A 14,952-nucleotide genomic window follows, 5' to 3' on the forward strand; every position below is an offset into this window, starting at 1 on the left:
GGGGGATAGGAGTTGAAGATACAGGCAAAGATTGGTGAAAATGGGTTAGAATATTACATCACTGTTGTTCCGGAAGGCGAAGAAAGTCCAACCAAAGAGCAAATTTTGGAGTATTTGAAATCCCAAGGGGTTGTCTACGGCATTCAGGAACAAGCCATAGAAGAGCTTGTAGCAAAAAAGCTCTACGGAGTACCTGTGCTTGTTGCTATTGGGAAACGTCCTGTGGACGGAGAAGATGGACAGGTTATACTGATAAAAGAACAAAAGGAAGAAGAACTCCAAGCTCAAAAAGGCACCGTTGATTTGCGTGAACTTCCAAGTCGAACAAGGCAAATCGTCAAGACGGGTCAAAAAGTGGCGCAGATAATTCCCCCTACCCCGGGTGTTGAAGGGTACAACGTTTTTGGACGTGTCCTTAATCCAAAACCTGGCCGACCAGCTCAGGTGAAACTGGGTAAGAATGTGAAGACAACTGAAGATGGAATGTACGTGGAAGCAAGCAAAGATGGAATTTTAGTTGCTAAGCCTGATGGAACCATAGAGGTTCAAGAAATTCTTGTGATAAAGGGTGACGTTGATTATGCAACCGGAAACATTGACTTTCCTGGAGAAGTGGAGATATCCGGCGATGTTAAGCCTGGTTTTACGGTGAAAGCCAAAGGAAACATAAACATAAATGGTGTGATAGAAGCCGCAACCGTTATCTCCTATGAGGGTTCTATAAATGTATTGGGTGTGAAAGGTCGCGAACGCGGACTTGTGAAAGCAAAGGGTAACGTCCAAGCGAAGTTTTTGGAAAACGCCATAGTTGAATCCGATGCAAATGTGATCGTGACAGGCCCAATAACAAATTCTCAAGTGAAGGCAAAGCTGGAAGTTAAAGCTTTAGGAAACAAGGGAATAATAGTTGGAGGTATCATCAGCGCGGGATATCTTGTTGAAGCGGAGGAAATAGGATCACCTTTGGGAGTGAAAACAGTTGTCGAAGTTGGATTGGATCCTGATCTCATGGAAAAAATAAAAATTTTGAAGGCAAAAATCGAGTTGGACAAAGAAAACCTTGGTAAGTTAGCTTCGGCCTTTAAGATGTTAAAGGAAACAATAGAAAAAACTAAAGGAGAAATTCCGGCTGAAAAAATAGAAACCTATAGAAAACTTGGACAAGCATTGATAAACCTGAGGGATAGCGTGGAGAAGGCTTCGCAAGAGTTAAAGATGCTAGAGATAGAAATTTACGAAAAATATAAAAGTGCAAAAATTGTGGCTAGGAAAATTCTCCATCCCGGCGTTGAAGCTCAAATTCTTCAAAAGAAATTCTATGCCGATAAAGCTTTGGAAAAGGTGATAATAGAGTTGGACAATGAGAATAGAGAAATTAGACTTGGAGGATACTCTGGATGATTTTCAAATCCGTTTTTCAGTTTCGCCCCATGCCATGGGGAAATTTTCTTTTAAATCATATTTTCAAACTGGAAGAGCAAAACCCAATTGGAGAAGTCTGGTTGCTTTCCGATCATCCTTTGATGAAAACCAAACTTCTAGACGAAGACGGAAAAGAATACGATCCATCGATATTGCTTGATTGTTTCAATCTAAATTTGCCAAGATTCCCACTGCTTTTAAAACTCATCTCTTCATCGCAATGGTTGTCGGTTCAAGTTCATCCAGACGATGAGATTGCCAAGAAAATTGAAAATGAACCGTGGGGAAAAACCGAATGCTGGTATTTTCTCCAAAATAGTTTGGTTGCTTTTTTAAATCCAAATTCTGACTTTGAACAATGCTTAGAGAAAAACGACTGGGCTGAAAATTTGGTTTTCTTAAAGCCAGAAAAAGGTGATTTTATCTTCATACCCGCTGGTTTGGCGCACGCTCTGGGACCTGATTCAATGTTGATTGAAATTCAGCAATCTTCTGATTTAACATATCGAATATACGACTGGGGAAGAAAAAGAGAAACACACTTGGAAAAGGCAAAGCTTTCTTTAAAAAAGTTTGATCTTGATAAACTTTTCATCTCCAGCTTTTGCCATTTTGAATCGGAATACTTCGAAATCTACAAAGTTATCGGCAGAACTTACTTGGCATCGAATGCAATTGTCATAGCGCTCGAGGAAGGAAAAATAAACGAAAACAAAGCGAATGTCTATGATACTTATGTTGTTGTAAACGAAAAACCAACAAAAGTGGAAGGAACCTTCCTCGTGATAAAACTTGGAAAAAAGTGGTTTTCTTAACGAAGATCGCCGGCATTTTAAGCCGGCGATCGATCAAAATTCCTCTTCTTCATCGTAATCTTCATCTTCGTCGTATTCAAATTCATCTTCATCTTCGTATTCAAATTCCTCTTCTTCTTCAATTTCTTCTTCCTCTTCTGTTTCTTCGGTTTCTGCAACTTCAAGCTGGCTCAACAGGTTTTCAATGATATCTCCCACAGTTCTTATTTTTTCCAGATTTTCATCTGGTATCGTCACTCCAAACTCATCTTCTATGGCCATGGCTAGATCGACCAGATCAAGGGAATCTGCACCAAGATCGTCCACAAGATCTGCATCTTCCACTACGTCATCAACGTCAATTCCAAGTTTTTCAGCCACAAGTTCTTTTACTCTCCTGATAACTGTTTCCTTGTCCACCAGTTTCCCTCCTAACTTAAATTGTGATCCGCTTTATGAAGTATACACCAAATCATACCACAGTCAACAATGTTATCGTTAGACAAGTCATTGCTGTCAGAAAAACGTCTGAAAATGAGAAAGTGATCTCATAAAAGCTTGTCACGTGATTCGAAAAGCCAAATCTTCTAGCTTCCATTGCCGTTGCAATTCTTTCAGCTTTCCTTAGGGCTGATACCAAAATTGGTACAACAAGTACTGGTATGGCAAAGAATTTTTTGAAAGGATTTTTGGTGTTTAAATTCCACCCTCTTAGCTTGTAAAGCATCATCATTTTCACGGTTTCTTCAAAAACCAATGGGATGAATCTGAAAGCCAACTGCACTACAAAAAGAAGGTCGTTCAAAAACGTGTTTTGCAACCTCACTTTTTGCAGTAAAATCTGCAAAGTTCTTACGAACACAAAGGGATTCGTTGTTCTTGCAAACACGTAAAACAAAAGAAAAACCGCGCAAATTTTCAGTGCATTTTCGAAAGAAGAAAGAATTGTTCCAATACCTGGTTGTCTTATCAGTGAAAAATCCCCAAGGAATACCAGAACAATTATTAACCAAACATTTTTGAGATCTTTTAGATAACTTGTAATCGGTATCCTTGAAAGAATTATCAGAAAGGTTAAAAATGAAAACAAAGTGGTATAATTTGCTATGGAGAACGAGGACTTCAAAAAAATGTAGAAAGACATTCCCACTGCTATCAAAAATTTTGTAATGGGATTTGTTTTATGGAGAATCGAGTTTTTTTCAACAAATTTCGCAGTTGTAAGATTTACTATCCCAAACACCCCGCCTTAAGAATTTTATCATTAGGTCGATAATCAATAAGGAGGGAAGAAGATGACGGAAATAAACAGAATCGAAGGACCAGTTCCACCGCAGCAACCAAAAGCTCCTCAGATCAGCAGGAAACGTGAAAACACTTTGGAAGGTTCTGCCTTTGTAAAATCTGAAAGTTTGAACATAATCGAGTTAGTGAAAATGGCAAAAGAAAGCCCTGAAGTGAGACAAAAGTTGGTTGATCAAATTCGTCAAGCCATAGAAGCCAACGTGTACAACGTTGATCCTGAAAGAATTGCAAGGCGGATCTTAAGTGAGCTCTGAAGAAAAGCTTTTGGTCGAAATTTTAAAAAAGGAAGAAGTGCTGCTAAACCAAATAAAATCAACGCTATCAGAATACGAGAAAGCAATTATCTCGAAAGATTTAACGCTATTATCAAATTTGCTCGACAATCTTTATCTGGCTGTTGAAGAATTTGAAACTGTTGAGGAACAAAGAAACCAGCTTTTTGAAAGAATTAAAAGTCAGCAAAACTTACCATCTGAATTGACGTTTTACAGCTACGCTTTGGAAAGAGAAGAAGTGATGAAAAGCCTTTTTGAAGTTGTGAAACAGATGAACGAAATATCTTTGTTAACCAGCAGGCTCAAGGACATTTTGGATTTCAACCTCAATTACATTGAAACTTTGATCTCCGCTCTTGTCCCCTCGGAAAAGCCTACCTACGATCAGAGGGCAAACATTTCCAAAAACCCCGCAAAGGGGAATTTTGAGTTTCAAGGTTAAAAACCATCCGTTGGTTTGTCGATAAATATTTAGGATTTGAAACTTGAATGTAGAAAAATTCAATTGAACAAGGAGGTTTGAGCTTGCCGGGTTTGACGCTTTTTGGTTCCTTAAACACTGCTTTGCTTGGTGTGTACACACACAAACTTGCAATGAATGTGGTTGGCCATAACGTGGCTAATGCCAACACGGAAGGCTATTCACGTCAAAGGCCAGTGATAATGAACACCCTTCCGCTTGTAACAACCACACTTGGCAATGCTTTCATCCACATTGGTAGAGGTTCTTATGTTAAAAACATAGAACGTATACGCGATGCTTTTTTGGATATTCAATACCGACAAGTTTCCAACCGATATTCTTTTTACGAAACGATTTTCTCCAACCTGCACTATTTGGAGCAGCTTTTTGCCGAACCTGGAAATTCGGGCATAAGAGCTTACTACGATACTTTCCTTGCAGCTGCTGAGGAGGTAATTTCGGACCCGACAAACGTCGCTGCAAAAAGGCAGTTTGTGACAGCCGCACAGCAAATGGTTATGAACATACAAGACATCTACAACAGGATACAACAACTTAGAGAAGATATAAACAACGAAATAGCTTTGAAGGTGAGCAGAATCAACACGTTGGTTTCAAACCTTGCAAGGATCAACGAGCAAATTCGAATTGCCACAGCACTTAGAGCCACACCGAACGACTTGATGGACGAGCGAGACAGAATTTTGGATGAACTCTCAAATTATGCCAACATTTCTTACTACACCACAACTGATGGTCAAACGATTCTTTCGATTGGAGATCAAATTGTTCTCGCTGGATCCACGCAAATTCCAATAAGGGTTGTGGAAAGACCTTATGGAAAAGGTTTCTACGAGCTTTTTGTGGGAAATTCCAAGTTAACCATAACCGATGGAAGTTTAAAAGCTTTGATAGATTTAAGGGATTCAACACTTGTCAAATACATGAGTTATCTTGATGAGTTTGCTTTGAATTTATCTGACAAAATCAACTTGATTCACCGATGGGGATTTGATTCAACCGGAAAGATTTCAGGCTTGAATTTCTTTACACCTATTACTGCAACTAGAGACACCGACCCAGCAATCTTCAGAATCCTAGGAAGCAGGCAAATGGTTGGTGGACCGATAAGATACGTCACGGGCTTGAATGGATTTTCAGAAGATCAAATACTAAACACAGTTTTCAACGCTTCCGGTAAGCTAGTTCTTTTTGATGGATCAAGTGATTTTGATCAGATTGACGTTAATGCTGGCATGGATGTTGGTAGTTTGATTGGTAACATCAGCTCGTGGTTAAGTCTGTCTGTCGGTTCTCATAGCCCATCTGCAAGTGCGACAGCTTACAGATTGTACTTTGAAGCTAACAATGTCAACCTGCGTGACACCCTCATCATAGACACTTCAAACTCAAACCTTGCCAGAATGGGATTTGCAACAGAGCAGAAGAAGTTTATAACAATAAGCGATTTGAGCAATGTGTCTGCTGGTCAGTACGAATTGACGTTTGAAGGCGTTAGAAAAGATGGGAGCAAAGTTTCTCAGAGTATAACGTTGAACATAACCTCTAATACAACGTTATCTGATGTCGCTTCTGTTATCAATTCACTCGATGTTGTCAAAGCTGAAATCATAGATGGATCGCTTGTTTTTATACCAACCTCAGATTACGAATTTGATACAAGCCGCATTAGCATAACTGACCCAAATGGTTTTCTTACAAGAGCAAAAGCCACAAGCCAGACGTACACGGTTTTAAAGCCATCCGAGACACTCGAAAATATCTTTTCAAGCAACGTCACTTTTGATCCAACGCAGGGTTTTCAAATCGTAATCAACAACACTCGAATTCACATAGATCCCACCGTTGATACTCTACAAACGCTTGTAAACAAAATCAACGCGGCAGGAACAGGTCTAATAGTTGATCTAACACCAAGAGGAGCTTTGGTTTTCAGAGCAGGAAGAGATTTTGAATTCAACTTGAGAAACTTCACCATCAAAGGTCCATTGGGATTCTTTGAAGCCGTTGGCTTTGTCGATGAAAATGGTAATCCAAATGATTTTGATGAAGATTGGTCTGAAGAATACACCTTGATCAGCAAGGGTGAAGATTTTTCAACAATCAGACAAAGATTATCGGTAGCAGAGTTATTGGCTGTTGATCGTCGCGAGACATACGAACCGTATTTTTTTGTCAACCAATGGAGCGTATCAAGCGCACTGTTGATGAACGCAGAAGCTTTAGCCGTTGATCTTGGGATAGCTTTAAGCAATGATACATGGAACGCCACATCCTTTAAACCAACAGGCAGAAGTAATACTGAGATTATGAACCTCATATCAACCTCGCGTTACGATAGATTCCTTGCCAACGGTAAGGAGAATTTCTACGAATACTTTGGTGGAATTGTTGCAGAGCTTGGTGTGGAAACAGAAACGGTTTTGAAGATGAAGGAAAATACAGACAGATTGAAGCTGGAAATCGATCAAGAGAGAGAAAGGGTAAAAGGTGTCTCACTTGACGAGGAAATGGCAAACATGATAAAGTACCAACATGCCTTTGGAGCCGCTGCACGCGTTATAACGGCCATCGACGAAATGATAGGCAGGGTTATAGACCGTCTTGGAGTGGTCGGAAGATAGGGGTGATGGGAAATGAGAGTAACAGATAGAATGATAAGCGATCGTGTGTTGGCTAACATTCAGTCGAGTATTTCAAGGATTGCAAAATTGCACGATCAACTTTCCTCTGGTTTGGCTGTCAGATATCCCAGCGATGATGCCATCGTTGCCACTAGGTCTTCAAATTTGGAATCCAGGCTGAGGGAAATCGAACAGTATAAAAGAAACCTCAATCAAATGCAAAGCATCGTCAATGCTTACGATTCAACACTTCAAGAGATAAGCACAATTTTAGTCAGGATTCGTGAGCTTTCAGTTCAAGCAGCAAACGGAACGCTCTCGCCTGACGATCGCAAAGTGATAGCCGAGGAATTGAAACAAATAAAGCAACACCTCATTCAGGTTGCAAACACTCAGGTTGGTAACGACTACATCTTCGCAGGTTATGCTTCAGACAAACCACCGGTTGATGAATCGGGCAAAATAGTTTTGGATTCGTTCAAAGCAGGTTCTAGGTCTGTCAACGTTCTCGGTTACACCTTAAACTATGGTTTGACGGTTTATGATCTTTTTGTCACGGATACCAACGAAAGTGTTTTTGAAATAATCGACAGAACTGTTGATGCACTTGAAAAGAACGATCAATCAAAACTTTCAACGATTTCTCTATCGAGTTTGGAATACCTTGAAAAGCGGCTGTCAGAAAACATCGCAAAGGTTGGAGCCAACCAGAGAATGGCAGAGTTAATCTCAGGTAGGTTGGAAGATTTGAACATTTACCTTACAGAGTTTGTCTCAAAAGAAAGGGACGCTGACTTGACAAAGGTGATAACGGATCTTTCGATGCAACAAGCAGCACTTGAAGCGGCTTTAAAATCCGCAGCGCGAGTTTTGAGAACAACTTTGGTTGACTTTATAACCTGAGGTGTTTGGTATGACCTACACAACAAAACTTGGAGCAATTGACGTTGAGGATCAGGATATAATTGTCTTTGAACAGGGATTGCCGGGTTTTGAAAATCTTAGAAAATTCGTTGTCGTGTCTTTGGAAAGTACCGAACCGATTAAATGGCTGGTGTCTTTGGAAGAATCTAGTGTGGCTTTTCCAATAGTCAACCCGTGGTTGGTGAGAATCGATTACACATTGACTTTGTCAGAAGAAGATGTTAAACAGCTGCAGGTTGAAAGCGAACAAGATGTGGAAGTTTTCGCCATTTTGACGATACCTCATGACGATCCAAAAGCTACAACGATCAACCTTTTGGCACCGGTAGTTATAAACAAAAAACTTCGAAAAGCTCGTCAAATAATTCAGGAAGGTACAAATTATCAAATAAAACATTTGGTGACAGATGAAATTGAAAGAAGCAAAAATCTTTTGAAAAACAAAACCAGCGAGGGTGAATAAGTTGCTTGTAATAAGCCGAAAACCCGGGGAAGCATTTGTCATAGGAAGCGATGTGATCGTTAAAATACTCAAAATCGAAGGATCCGAGGTGAAAATTGGCATATCTGCACCACAACATGTTAAAATCTACCGATGGGAGATATACGAAAAGGTGTTACAGGAAAACAAACTAGCCTCGCAAACTTCTCCTGAAAATGTTAAAGATTTGCGTGAGGTGATAAAATGATCAAAGTTGACGATGCTCTTGTCAAAAGATTGGAAGAACTTGCAAGGTTGAAACTGACGGATGAACAGCGAAAATCAATTCAAAAAGATATGAATGAAATCCTACAGTACATGGAACTTTTGAACGAGGTGGACGTCAGCAACGTAGAGCCAATGTACACACCGGTGGAGGAAAGCGCAACTCTTCGCGAAGACGAAGTGAAACCCTTTGAAAACTTGCATTTGCTCAGATCCAATTTCCCCAAGGAACGGTCCGGTCACATAGTTGTTCCCGGAATACATGCTTGATTGGAGAGATGCCGAAAGGCTGGCTGTAGAGTTTCTCAAGAAAAAAGGCTTTAAAATAATTGAGAAAAATTATCGAACAAGGTTTGGCGAAATAGACATAATTGCGAGGTACAAAAAGTACCTCGTTTTTGTTGAAGTTAAAAGCGGTAAAAGCGAGTATTTACCAAGAACGAAAGTTGATGAAAGAAAGCTTCGAAAAATCGAAATGGCTGCAAACGATTATTTAAAGAAACATCCCCTTGAGGTCGAAGGTTATAGAATAGACGTGGTCGAAATAACACAAGATGGTATAGAGCACTTTGAAGGGATCAACTTGTAGGAGGGAAAATACATGGAGATAATTGCGGTTAACAAAAAAGCCAACGATTATGAGATTATAGAAAAATACGAAGCAGGAATAGAGCTAAAAGGTACGGAAGTGAAATCCCTCCGGGAAAAAAACGTCAGCTTTAAAGATTCCTTTTGCCGCATCAAAGATGGGGAAGTTTACCTTTTGAATCTTCACATAAGCCCTTACAGATTTGCCAACATCTTCAACCATGATCCGGAAAGACCAAGAAAGCTTTTACTCCACAAGAGGGAAATCAAAAGACTGAGTGGTAAGCTTTCGGCTGGAGGTTATACACTCATACCAACTAAGATTTATTTCAACGACAAAGGTAAGGTAAAGGTTGAAATAGCGCTTGCGAAAGGAAAGAAAAAGTACGACAAGCGTCAAGAGATAAAAGAGAAGGAGATAGAAAAACGCTTAAGGTCGATCATGAAATACAGGGGAAGATGAGCCTTGGAGTTGATCGTCGATCAGGAAAATTTCTACGCAAGGATTGACAAATTTTTGAGGAAAAATCTTAAAAATGTTCCGCTTTCCGAAATATACAAGTTTTTGAGGAAAGGGCTTGTTAAGGTCAACGGGAAAACCGTTAGAGAACCGTCTTATGAAATACAAGTTGGAGACAAAATCACTGTGGATGCGGATTTATCTGTTTATCAACGGGATGAAAAAGAGCTTAGACCCGTTCCAATCAAGCTTGACATTCTTTACGAAGACGAAAATTTGCTTGCGATAAACAAAAAACCCAACATAGCTCTTCACCCTGGTGAGGGAACGAAAGGCACAACTCTAATACAAGGTTTGATGTTCTACGGAAAGAAAAAAGGCTTCAAGCCTTATTTGGTTCATCGCTTGGACAGAGAAACATCTGGGGTACTTTTGGTTGCCAAAAATCCAAAAACTGCCCGAACATTGAGTCAAATGTTTCGTGATAGATTGATCGAAAAAGAATACTTGGCTTTGGTGCACGGCATTCTGAAAGGCAAAGGTGTCATTGACAAACCTTTGGATGGGTTGGAAGCAGTGACCGAGTACGTGGTTTTGAAAAACTTCGATAACGTCACCTTGGTTAGAGTTCTACCACACACCGGTAGAACCCATCAAATAAGAAAACACATGGCGATGATAGGTCATCCTGTTGTAGGCGACAAACTTTACGGGATAAAGGAAGTTAACGAATTTTTCAAAGAAAAGTACAAACTCAGAAGACAATTTCTTCATTGCTTAAGGTTGGTTTTTACCAACCCAAGTTTTTATGGAAAACTTGTTATCAAAGCTCCTTTGCCGGACGATTTACAACGCGTTCTAGAGGAGCTTTCAAAATGAGGTTGATAGTCGTTGTTTTTTTCACTTTGTTTTCCATAGTTTCCTTTTCTGCGTTGGTTTTGGTGAACCTGTACGATGAAACAGGTTATCTTGTTTTGGACAAGGATTTTCCAATAGTTTTCAAAGCCTCGTTGAGGGAGAAAAAGGCCTTCAAAGATTTCGTTGTAGATTTCTTTGAGCCTGTAGAAATAGCTGTTAGCTATATTCCTATGCCCAAGGAAAGCTTTTTGATCACTGAAAAAGGCTTCATCGTTGGGACAAATAATTGTGATTTGAACATTTCAGCCGAGATCTTTCAAAAGTTGTTTGAAAACTTTCAATGTTCTTTTCAACCAATATCGGTTATCGTCGATGAATATCCCGTGGAGATTTTCCAGGATAAAATAATTGTCAAAAAAAATATCTCTAAGCAAAAATTGAAAGAATTTCTTTCCATCTTTTTTCAACCAAAAGATGTCGAAAAACTTGTCAAAATCTATTCTGGTCCCGGTACCTACACCCTGTGGCAAGCCGAAGATTACGTTCATTTTGCAGAAATTTCCTTTCCTGGTATTGGTGGAACTATCATCCCAATTTTCAAGTATCCAGAAGAAAGGTTTGAACTTACTTGGTATTTGAACGGCCAAAAGCACGTGGGAATTTGTGTTACCTTCGGCGTGGGTGAAAACAACATCAGCTGTTTTATCGAAGACGAAAAACTATTCGATACGAAAATATTCGTGACACCAGTTCAATTTGTCGAAGTCGAAAAATCATTGGAACTTGGGGAAAGATATAATCTAGCAGGTATTTTCCCAAGCGGACTTTCTTCCATCGATGGACTTGTTGGCAAAGTTTTGATTTTGTCTTTCGAGCCCGACAAGATAGTTTTGGAAAAAATATCTATCGTTGATTCAACTGCTCCACAGATTGATTTGGTTTTGAACAAATTGTCTGAAAGGTTTTACAGGATCAACGTCGATGTTTTTGATCATTCTGCTGTGAAAACTGATGTCTTTTTGGATGGCGAAAAATTACCTTTCTTAAGTGGTTTGATCGAATTGAACAGTGATTTTCATTTGATAACTGTTATCGCGGAAGACAACTTTTCAAATCAAAATTTTCTTGCGAAAATCGTAAGAAGACCTTTGCAACCTTGCACTGAACATATGATCGTTTTTTCGAAGGAAAGAGTTTTAGATATAGGAGGTTTTAAATTTGTATCTCCATACATGAGATTCTGGGTCAAGGAAGACGCAAAAACAAGGGTGATGATCGATGGCGTTGAAAAGATCTTTGATGAGAATTAAAAAATTGTGTTTTTTTGCCTTTCTGATAGGAACTGTTTTGTATTTGGTCTATTTTATTCCGTTGAGGATCAAAAGCGATCAAGCCGGTTTAAGATACGCACTAGGTTTTACACAAGATGAAAAGCTCATAAAGCTTACCAGCGGTACTTTGGTTTGGGTGATTGAACCTGGTGATTTTATTCAACCATACATGAAATACGTTGTTTTCCGTGGAAATTTTTCGCAATTTGATCCAAAGCAGTACGCTGTAGATGCGGATCGATACAACGTTTGGATTGGCCTGCTTGAATTCAACGAAAGTTTGCCTTTCACAAAGCAAATTTTGGAAGTTAGAGGCAAAAAGGATCAATTTTTCAGAGTTCACACCATCAGGCAGGAAGAAGTTGTCAAGATGAAGCTTGATACCAAGATGTTTTACCACAGATTACGACGTGCCATTCTTGAAAGAAGTATCGATATGATCTGGATCCAGCCCGTTGAAAACATTGACTTGGATTTTGTGTTGTCTAAGCTACAAAGAGAATTTGGAGAACCAACAGATCTTCCCACAGTTCAAAAAATTTCAAACGTTTTTCCCTTCATACCCTTTACGCTTTTGACGCTGCTTGTTTTTCACTTTAGCCTTATCCTTGGGATAGCAAGCTTTGCGGTGGTTTTCACCGACTTAAACCTTGCAATCTTTGCTGTCTCAATCTTGGCGACGGTTACAACTTATTTTGCCGTTAAAAATAAAAAGTATTTGCCGATTTTGTACTTGCTCATAGGTCTTTTAACCTATGCTGCACTTTCCAGGTTTGAATTTTTGAACGACCTTCGACAGTTTAGAGGGGTTAAGTTGTCTTTGATGGCTTTGCCGTTTTTTGTGACGCTTAATCTTTTGTTTGAAAATCGAGATCTGTTGATCCGTTACAAAAAATATCTTCCATATTTTGCTGTTGCAGTTGGTGTGGCTGGGTTTTATTACCTATGGCGTTCGGGTAACTTTGCCTTTGTACCGAACGTTGAAAGAAAGGCAAGGGATTTTATAGAATCAATCTTGTGGGTTCGACCGAGGCTGAAGGAAGTCGTTGGTTATCCTGCTTTTTTCATTTCTCTTAGCTTTTCCAAAAATCGTTTGATATCGTTCCTTCAAATTCTTGGAGCCATAGCTTTGGTTTCTACCTTCAACACTTTTTGCCACATCAAGACACCTTTGGTAGTATCACTTTACAGGTCTTTGTTCTCAATCTTGCTGGGCTATATAACTTTTTATGTTTTAAGGAGATTTGTAAAATGCTGAATATATACGATCCAGATTACCTTAACAGGTTGAAAAAGCTGAGGACAAAAAGGCAGCAAATAGTAATGCTTTTAAGCTCTTTAGATAAAATTTCCCAAGATGAATTGAAGTCATTGCAAAGACTTTTCATTGGTCCTATCAAAGATAAAGAGATCAACTTTTTAAAGTTCAGAGAAAATTTGATATTTCTTTTGAAAGGTAAAGGAGTTCTGTTGGACAAACTTGAAGTTTTTGCCAAAAATTTGAATCTCCCAATCTTAGCAGGTTTGGAGGTTCTTTTTTGGCTAAAGCCTTCAAAGTTTCCACCTTTCGCACAAGAGATGTCTAATTTTATTGGAGAGACGGATTTGATAGGGTATGTCAGAGAAGCTCGAAGGTTACTCAAAACATATGGCATGCAGGATTTCATTGAACTGCAGGCAGCTTTGATGAAAGACGATGACGATTTGGATCAACTTGCTTCTAAAATAAACGCCATCACCATTTACAACTGCTATCGAATTAATCGTTACATTCCGATCGTTGAAAACCTTGATTCATTAGCGAAAGAAGAATTGATGAATAAATTGAAAACACATGAGTATATTATCTCGGCTTTGTTTCGAAAGCCAAAGTGTCCTATAATCTTAGATGGAAGCAACATTTACAAACTTAGAGGAATGCTGAAAGACATCGAATTCGTGTTGGAAAAGCTGGCGTACGAGGATGATTTTTATTATCCGTTCGCCGTTGTTTTCGATAGAAACATCGTCTACCTTGCCAAAAATGAAATCGAAGAATGGCTTAAAAGTAAACATGCCATATTTCATTCTCCAGCCGACGAGATAATAATAAAAATGGCTTTGGAAAACAAGGCAGTTGTTGTAAGTTGTGATAGATTTCTAGAATGGAACGTCAACATTAAGAGGATAAACCCAAGGAGGTTTTTCGAATGAAGCTCAGCAATTTTGATTACCACTTACCTGAGGAATTGATAGCCCAACATCCCGTTGAGCCTCGGGATTCTTCAAGACTTATGGTGGTGAACAGAAAAACCAAAACTTTTGAACACAGAATTTTCAGGGATATCGTGGAATATCTATATCCTAAGGATTTGCTTGTGCTCAACAACACCAGAGTGATTCCAGCAAGGCTTTTTGCCTTTAAAAACAACGCAAAGATAGAAGTTTTTCTGGTTGAGAAGGTTAAAACCTCTTTGTGGAAGTGCATGGTAAAACCAGGAAAAAAAGTAAAAGTCGGTGATATTTTAGATTTTGAAGGTTTTCAAGGAAAGTGCATAGACAGATTGCCAGATGGGCTTAGGTTGATTGAATTTAACGCCAACGACGATGAAATACTCAGCCATGGTCATACACCACTTCCTCCGTACGTAAAGACAAACGTTGAGATGGAACGCTATCAAACGGTGTACGCCAAATACAATGGTTCTGTTGCCGCTCCAACGGCTGGCTTACATTTCACCGAATCTTTGCTTGAAAATATCAAGTCAAAAGGAGTGAAAGTGGTTGAGCTAACCCTTCATGTTAGCGTTGGAACCTTTAGACCAGTCAAAACGGAGGATATAACAAAGCACACCATATATCCTGAGTACTATTCAATACCCGATGAAGTTGTTCAAGAAATTAACAATACCAAGCTTAATGGAGGAAGAGTCATCGCGGTTGGTACAACAGTTGTAAGAGCGCTTGAAACTTATGCTTTGACCAAACAAACTGCTGGAAAGACCGATTTGTTCATCTACCCTCCGTTTGAATTCAAAATAGTCGATTGCTTGGTAACGAATTTTCACCTACCAAAATCAACTTTGTTAATGCTTGTTGTGGCTTTTGCAGGTTATGATTTGATAATGAATGCTTATCAAGAGGCTATCAAGTTGAGATACCGCTTTTATTCATTCGGAGATGCGATGTTGATAATTTAAGG

At 39.2% G+C, this 14,952-nt stretch carries 17 protein-coding genes and 1 pseudogene; 16 read left to right on the forward strand and 2 right to left on the reverse strand.

From position 1 onward, the window contains the following. The first annotated feature begins 12 nt into the window (after positions 1-12). Together THETH_RS05365 and THETH_RS05370 are read left to right on the forward strand one after the other, a co-directional pair. Entirely contained in the window at positions 13-1,401 is a 1,389-nt protein-coding gene (locus THETH_RS05365) for a DUF342 domain-containing protein (RefSeq protein ID WP_013932358.1), read from the forward strand. After that, complete coding sequence (locus THETH_RS05370) at positions 1,398-2,237, forward strand: type I phosphomannose isomerase catalytic subunit (RefSeq protein WP_013932359.1); 840 nt, start codon at positions 1,398-1,400, stop codon at positions 2,235-2,237. The genes THETH_RS05365 and THETH_RS05370 overlap by 4 nt, the downstream gene beginning before the upstream one ends. A gap of 162 nt (positions 2,238-2,399) precedes the next feature. Here THETH_RS05370 and acpP read toward each other — a convergent pair. Both acpP and THETH_RS05380 read right to left on the reverse strand, forming a co-directional pair. Further along, positions 2,400-2,639: pseudogene (acpP, locus tag THETH_RS10915) on the reverse strand (acyl carrier protein); the annotation flags it as partial. 49 nt (positions 2,640-2,688) lie between these two features. Continuing rightward, on the reverse strand, positions 2,689-3,459 hold the full coding sequence (locus THETH_RS05380; protein WP_013932361.1) for an energy-coupling factor transporter transmembrane component T family protein: 771 nt from the start codon (positions 3,457-3,459) through the stop codon (positions 2,689-2,691). Positions 3,460-3,511: 52 nt separating this feature from the next. Here THETH_RS05380 and THETH_RS05385 point away from each other — a divergent pair, with 52 nt between their 5' ends. The 14 genes from THETH_RS05385 (at position 3,512) to queA (ending at position 14,950) form a co-directional block, all read left to right on the forward strand. Then, positions 3,512-3,775 (forward strand): flagellar biosynthesis anti-sigma factor FlgM, encoded by a 264-nt coding sequence (locus THETH_RS05385; RefSeq protein WP_013932362.1) that lies wholly within the window; start codon positions 3,512-3,514, stop codon positions 3,773-3,775. Further along, positions 3,765-4,238, forward strand: coding sequence for a flagellar export chaperone FlgN (gene flgN, locus THETH_RS05390; protein ID WP_013932363.1), 474 nt, complete (start codon positions 3,765-3,767; stop codon positions 4,236-4,238). Before THETH_RS05385 ends, flgN begins: the two co-directional genes overlap by 11 nt. Before the next feature lie 83 nt (positions 4,239-4,321). Next, positions 4,322-6,904, forward strand: coding sequence for a flagellar hook-associated protein FlgK (gene flgK, locus THETH_RS05395; RefSeq protein ID WP_013932364.1), 2,583 nt, complete (start codon positions 4,322-4,324; stop codon positions 6,902-6,904). A gap of 12 nt (positions 6,905-6,916) precedes the next feature. After that, on the forward strand, positions 6,917-7,807 hold the full coding sequence (flgL, locus tag THETH_RS05400) for a flagellar hook-associated protein FlgL (RefSeq protein ID WP_013932365.1): 891 nt from the start codon (positions 6,917-6,919) through the stop codon (positions 7,805-7,807). A 10-nt stretch (positions 7,808-7,817) separates the two neighbouring features. Continuing rightward, entirely contained in the window at positions 7,818-8,291 is a 474-nt protein-coding gene (gene fliW / locus THETH_RS05405) for a flagellar assembly protein FliW (RefSeq protein WP_013932366.1), read from the forward strand. Beyond that, a complete protein-coding gene (gene csrA, locus THETH_RS05410) occupies positions 8,284-8,517 on the forward strand; it encodes a carbon storage regulator CsrA (protein WP_407635673.1) in 234 nt (77 codons plus the stop codon). The genes fliW and csrA overlap by 8 nt, the downstream gene beginning before the upstream one ends. Further along, positions 8,514-8,804 carry an Asp-tRNA(Asn)/Glu-tRNA(Gln) amidotransferase subunit GatC gene (gene gatC, locus THETH_RS05415; RefSeq protein WP_013932368.1) on the forward strand — a complete coding sequence of 97 codons (291 nt, stop codon included), beginning with the start codon at positions 8,514-8,516 and terminating at the stop codon, positions 8,802-8,804. Before csrA ends, gatC begins: the two co-directional genes overlap by 4 nt. Further along, positions 8,797-9,123, forward strand: coding sequence for a YraN family protein (locus THETH_RS05420; protein WP_013932369.1), 327 nt, complete (start codon positions 8,797-8,799; stop codon positions 9,121-9,123). The genes gatC and THETH_RS05420 overlap by 8 nt, the downstream gene beginning before the upstream one ends. A 12-nt stretch (positions 9,124-9,135) precedes the next feature. Continuing rightward, positions 9,136-9,585 carry an SsrA-binding protein SmpB gene (gene smpB, locus THETH_RS05425; RefSeq protein WP_013932370.1) on the forward strand — a complete coding sequence of 150 codons (450 nt, stop codon included), beginning with the start codon at positions 9,136-9,138 and terminating at the stop codon, positions 9,583-9,585. Positions 9,586-9,588: 3 nt separating this feature from the next. Further along, positions 9,589-10,461 carry an RluA family pseudouridine synthase gene (locus THETH_RS05430; RefSeq protein ID WP_013932371.1) on the forward strand — a complete coding sequence of 291 codons (873 nt, stop codon included), beginning with the start codon at positions 9,589-9,591 and terminating at the stop codon, positions 10,459-10,461. Continuing rightward, complete coding sequence (locus tag THETH_RS05435; protein ID WP_013932372.1) at positions 10,458-11,750, forward strand: hypothetical protein; 1,293 nt, start codon at positions 10,458-10,460, stop codon at positions 11,748-11,750. Before THETH_RS05430 ends, THETH_RS05435 begins: the two co-directional genes overlap by 4 nt. Beyond that, positions 11,719-13,029, forward strand: coding sequence for a DUF5693 family protein (locus THETH_RS05440; protein ID WP_013932373.1), 1,311 nt, complete (start codon positions 11,719-11,721; stop codon positions 13,027-13,029). Before THETH_RS05435 ends, THETH_RS05440 begins: the two co-directional genes overlap by 32 nt. Continuing rightward, a complete protein-coding gene (locus tag THETH_RS05445; RefSeq protein ID WP_013932374.1) occupies positions 13,023-13,964 on the forward strand; it encodes a hypothetical protein in 942 nt (313 codons plus the stop codon). Before THETH_RS05440 ends, THETH_RS05445 begins: the two co-directional genes overlap by 7 nt. Then, positions 13,961-14,950, forward strand: coding sequence for a tRNA preQ1(34) S-adenosylmethionine ribosyltransferase-isomerase QueA (gene queA, locus THETH_RS05450; protein ID WP_013932375.1), 990 nt, complete (start codon positions 13,961-13,963; stop codon positions 14,948-14,950). Before THETH_RS05445 ends, queA begins: the two co-directional genes overlap by 4 nt. Positions 14,951-14,952 lie beyond the last annotated feature (2 nt).

Origin of the sequence: Pseudothermotoga thermarum DSM 5069, assembly GCF_000217815.1 — a bacterium.
Classification (GTDB): Bacteria; Thermotogota; Thermotogae; order Thermotogales; family DSM-5069; genus Pseudothermotoga; species Pseudothermotoga thermarum.

Coding starts and splice junctions, on each gene's coding strand:
- THETH_RS05435 (WP_013932372.1), top strand. CDS start 10,458: ATGAGGTTGATAGTCGTTGTTTTTTTCACTTTGTTTTCCATAGTTTCC.
- THETH_RS05445 (WP_013932374.1), top strand. CDS start 13,023: ATGCTGAATATATACGATCCAGATTACCTTAACAGGTTGAAAAAGCTG.
- THETH_RS05385 (WP_013932362.1), top strand. CDS start 3,512: ATGACGGAAATAAACAGAATCGAAGGACCAGTTCCACCGCAGCAACCA.
- THETH_RS05440 (WP_013932373.1), top strand. CDS start 11,719: ATGGCGTTGAAAAGATCTTTGATGAGAATTAAAAAATTGTGTTTTTTT.
- queA (WP_013932375.1), top strand. CDS start 13,961: ATGAAGCTCAGCAATTTTGATTACCACTTACCTGAGGAATTGATAGCC.
- THETH_RS05420 (WP_013932369.1), top strand. CDS start 8,797: ATGCTTGATTGGAGAGATGCCGAAAGGCTGGCTGTAGAGTTTCTCAAG.
- fliW (WP_013932366.1), top strand. CDS start 7,818: ATGACCTACACAACAAAACTTGGAGCAATTGACGTTGAGGATCAGGAT.
- flgL (WP_013932365.1), top strand. CDS start 6,917: ATGAGAGTAACAGATAGAATGATAAGCGATCGTGTGTTGGCTAACATT.
- gatC (WP_013932368.1), top strand. CDS start 8,514: ATGATCAAAGTTGACGATGCTCTTGTCAAAAGATTGGAAGAACTTGCA.
- THETH_RS05370 (WP_013932359.1), top strand. CDS start 1,398: ATGATTTTCAAATCCGTTTTTCAGTTTCGCCCCATGCCATGGGGAAAT.
- smpB (WP_013932370.1), top strand. CDS start 9,136: ATGGAGATAATTGCGGTTAACAAAAAAGCCAACGATTATGAGATTATA.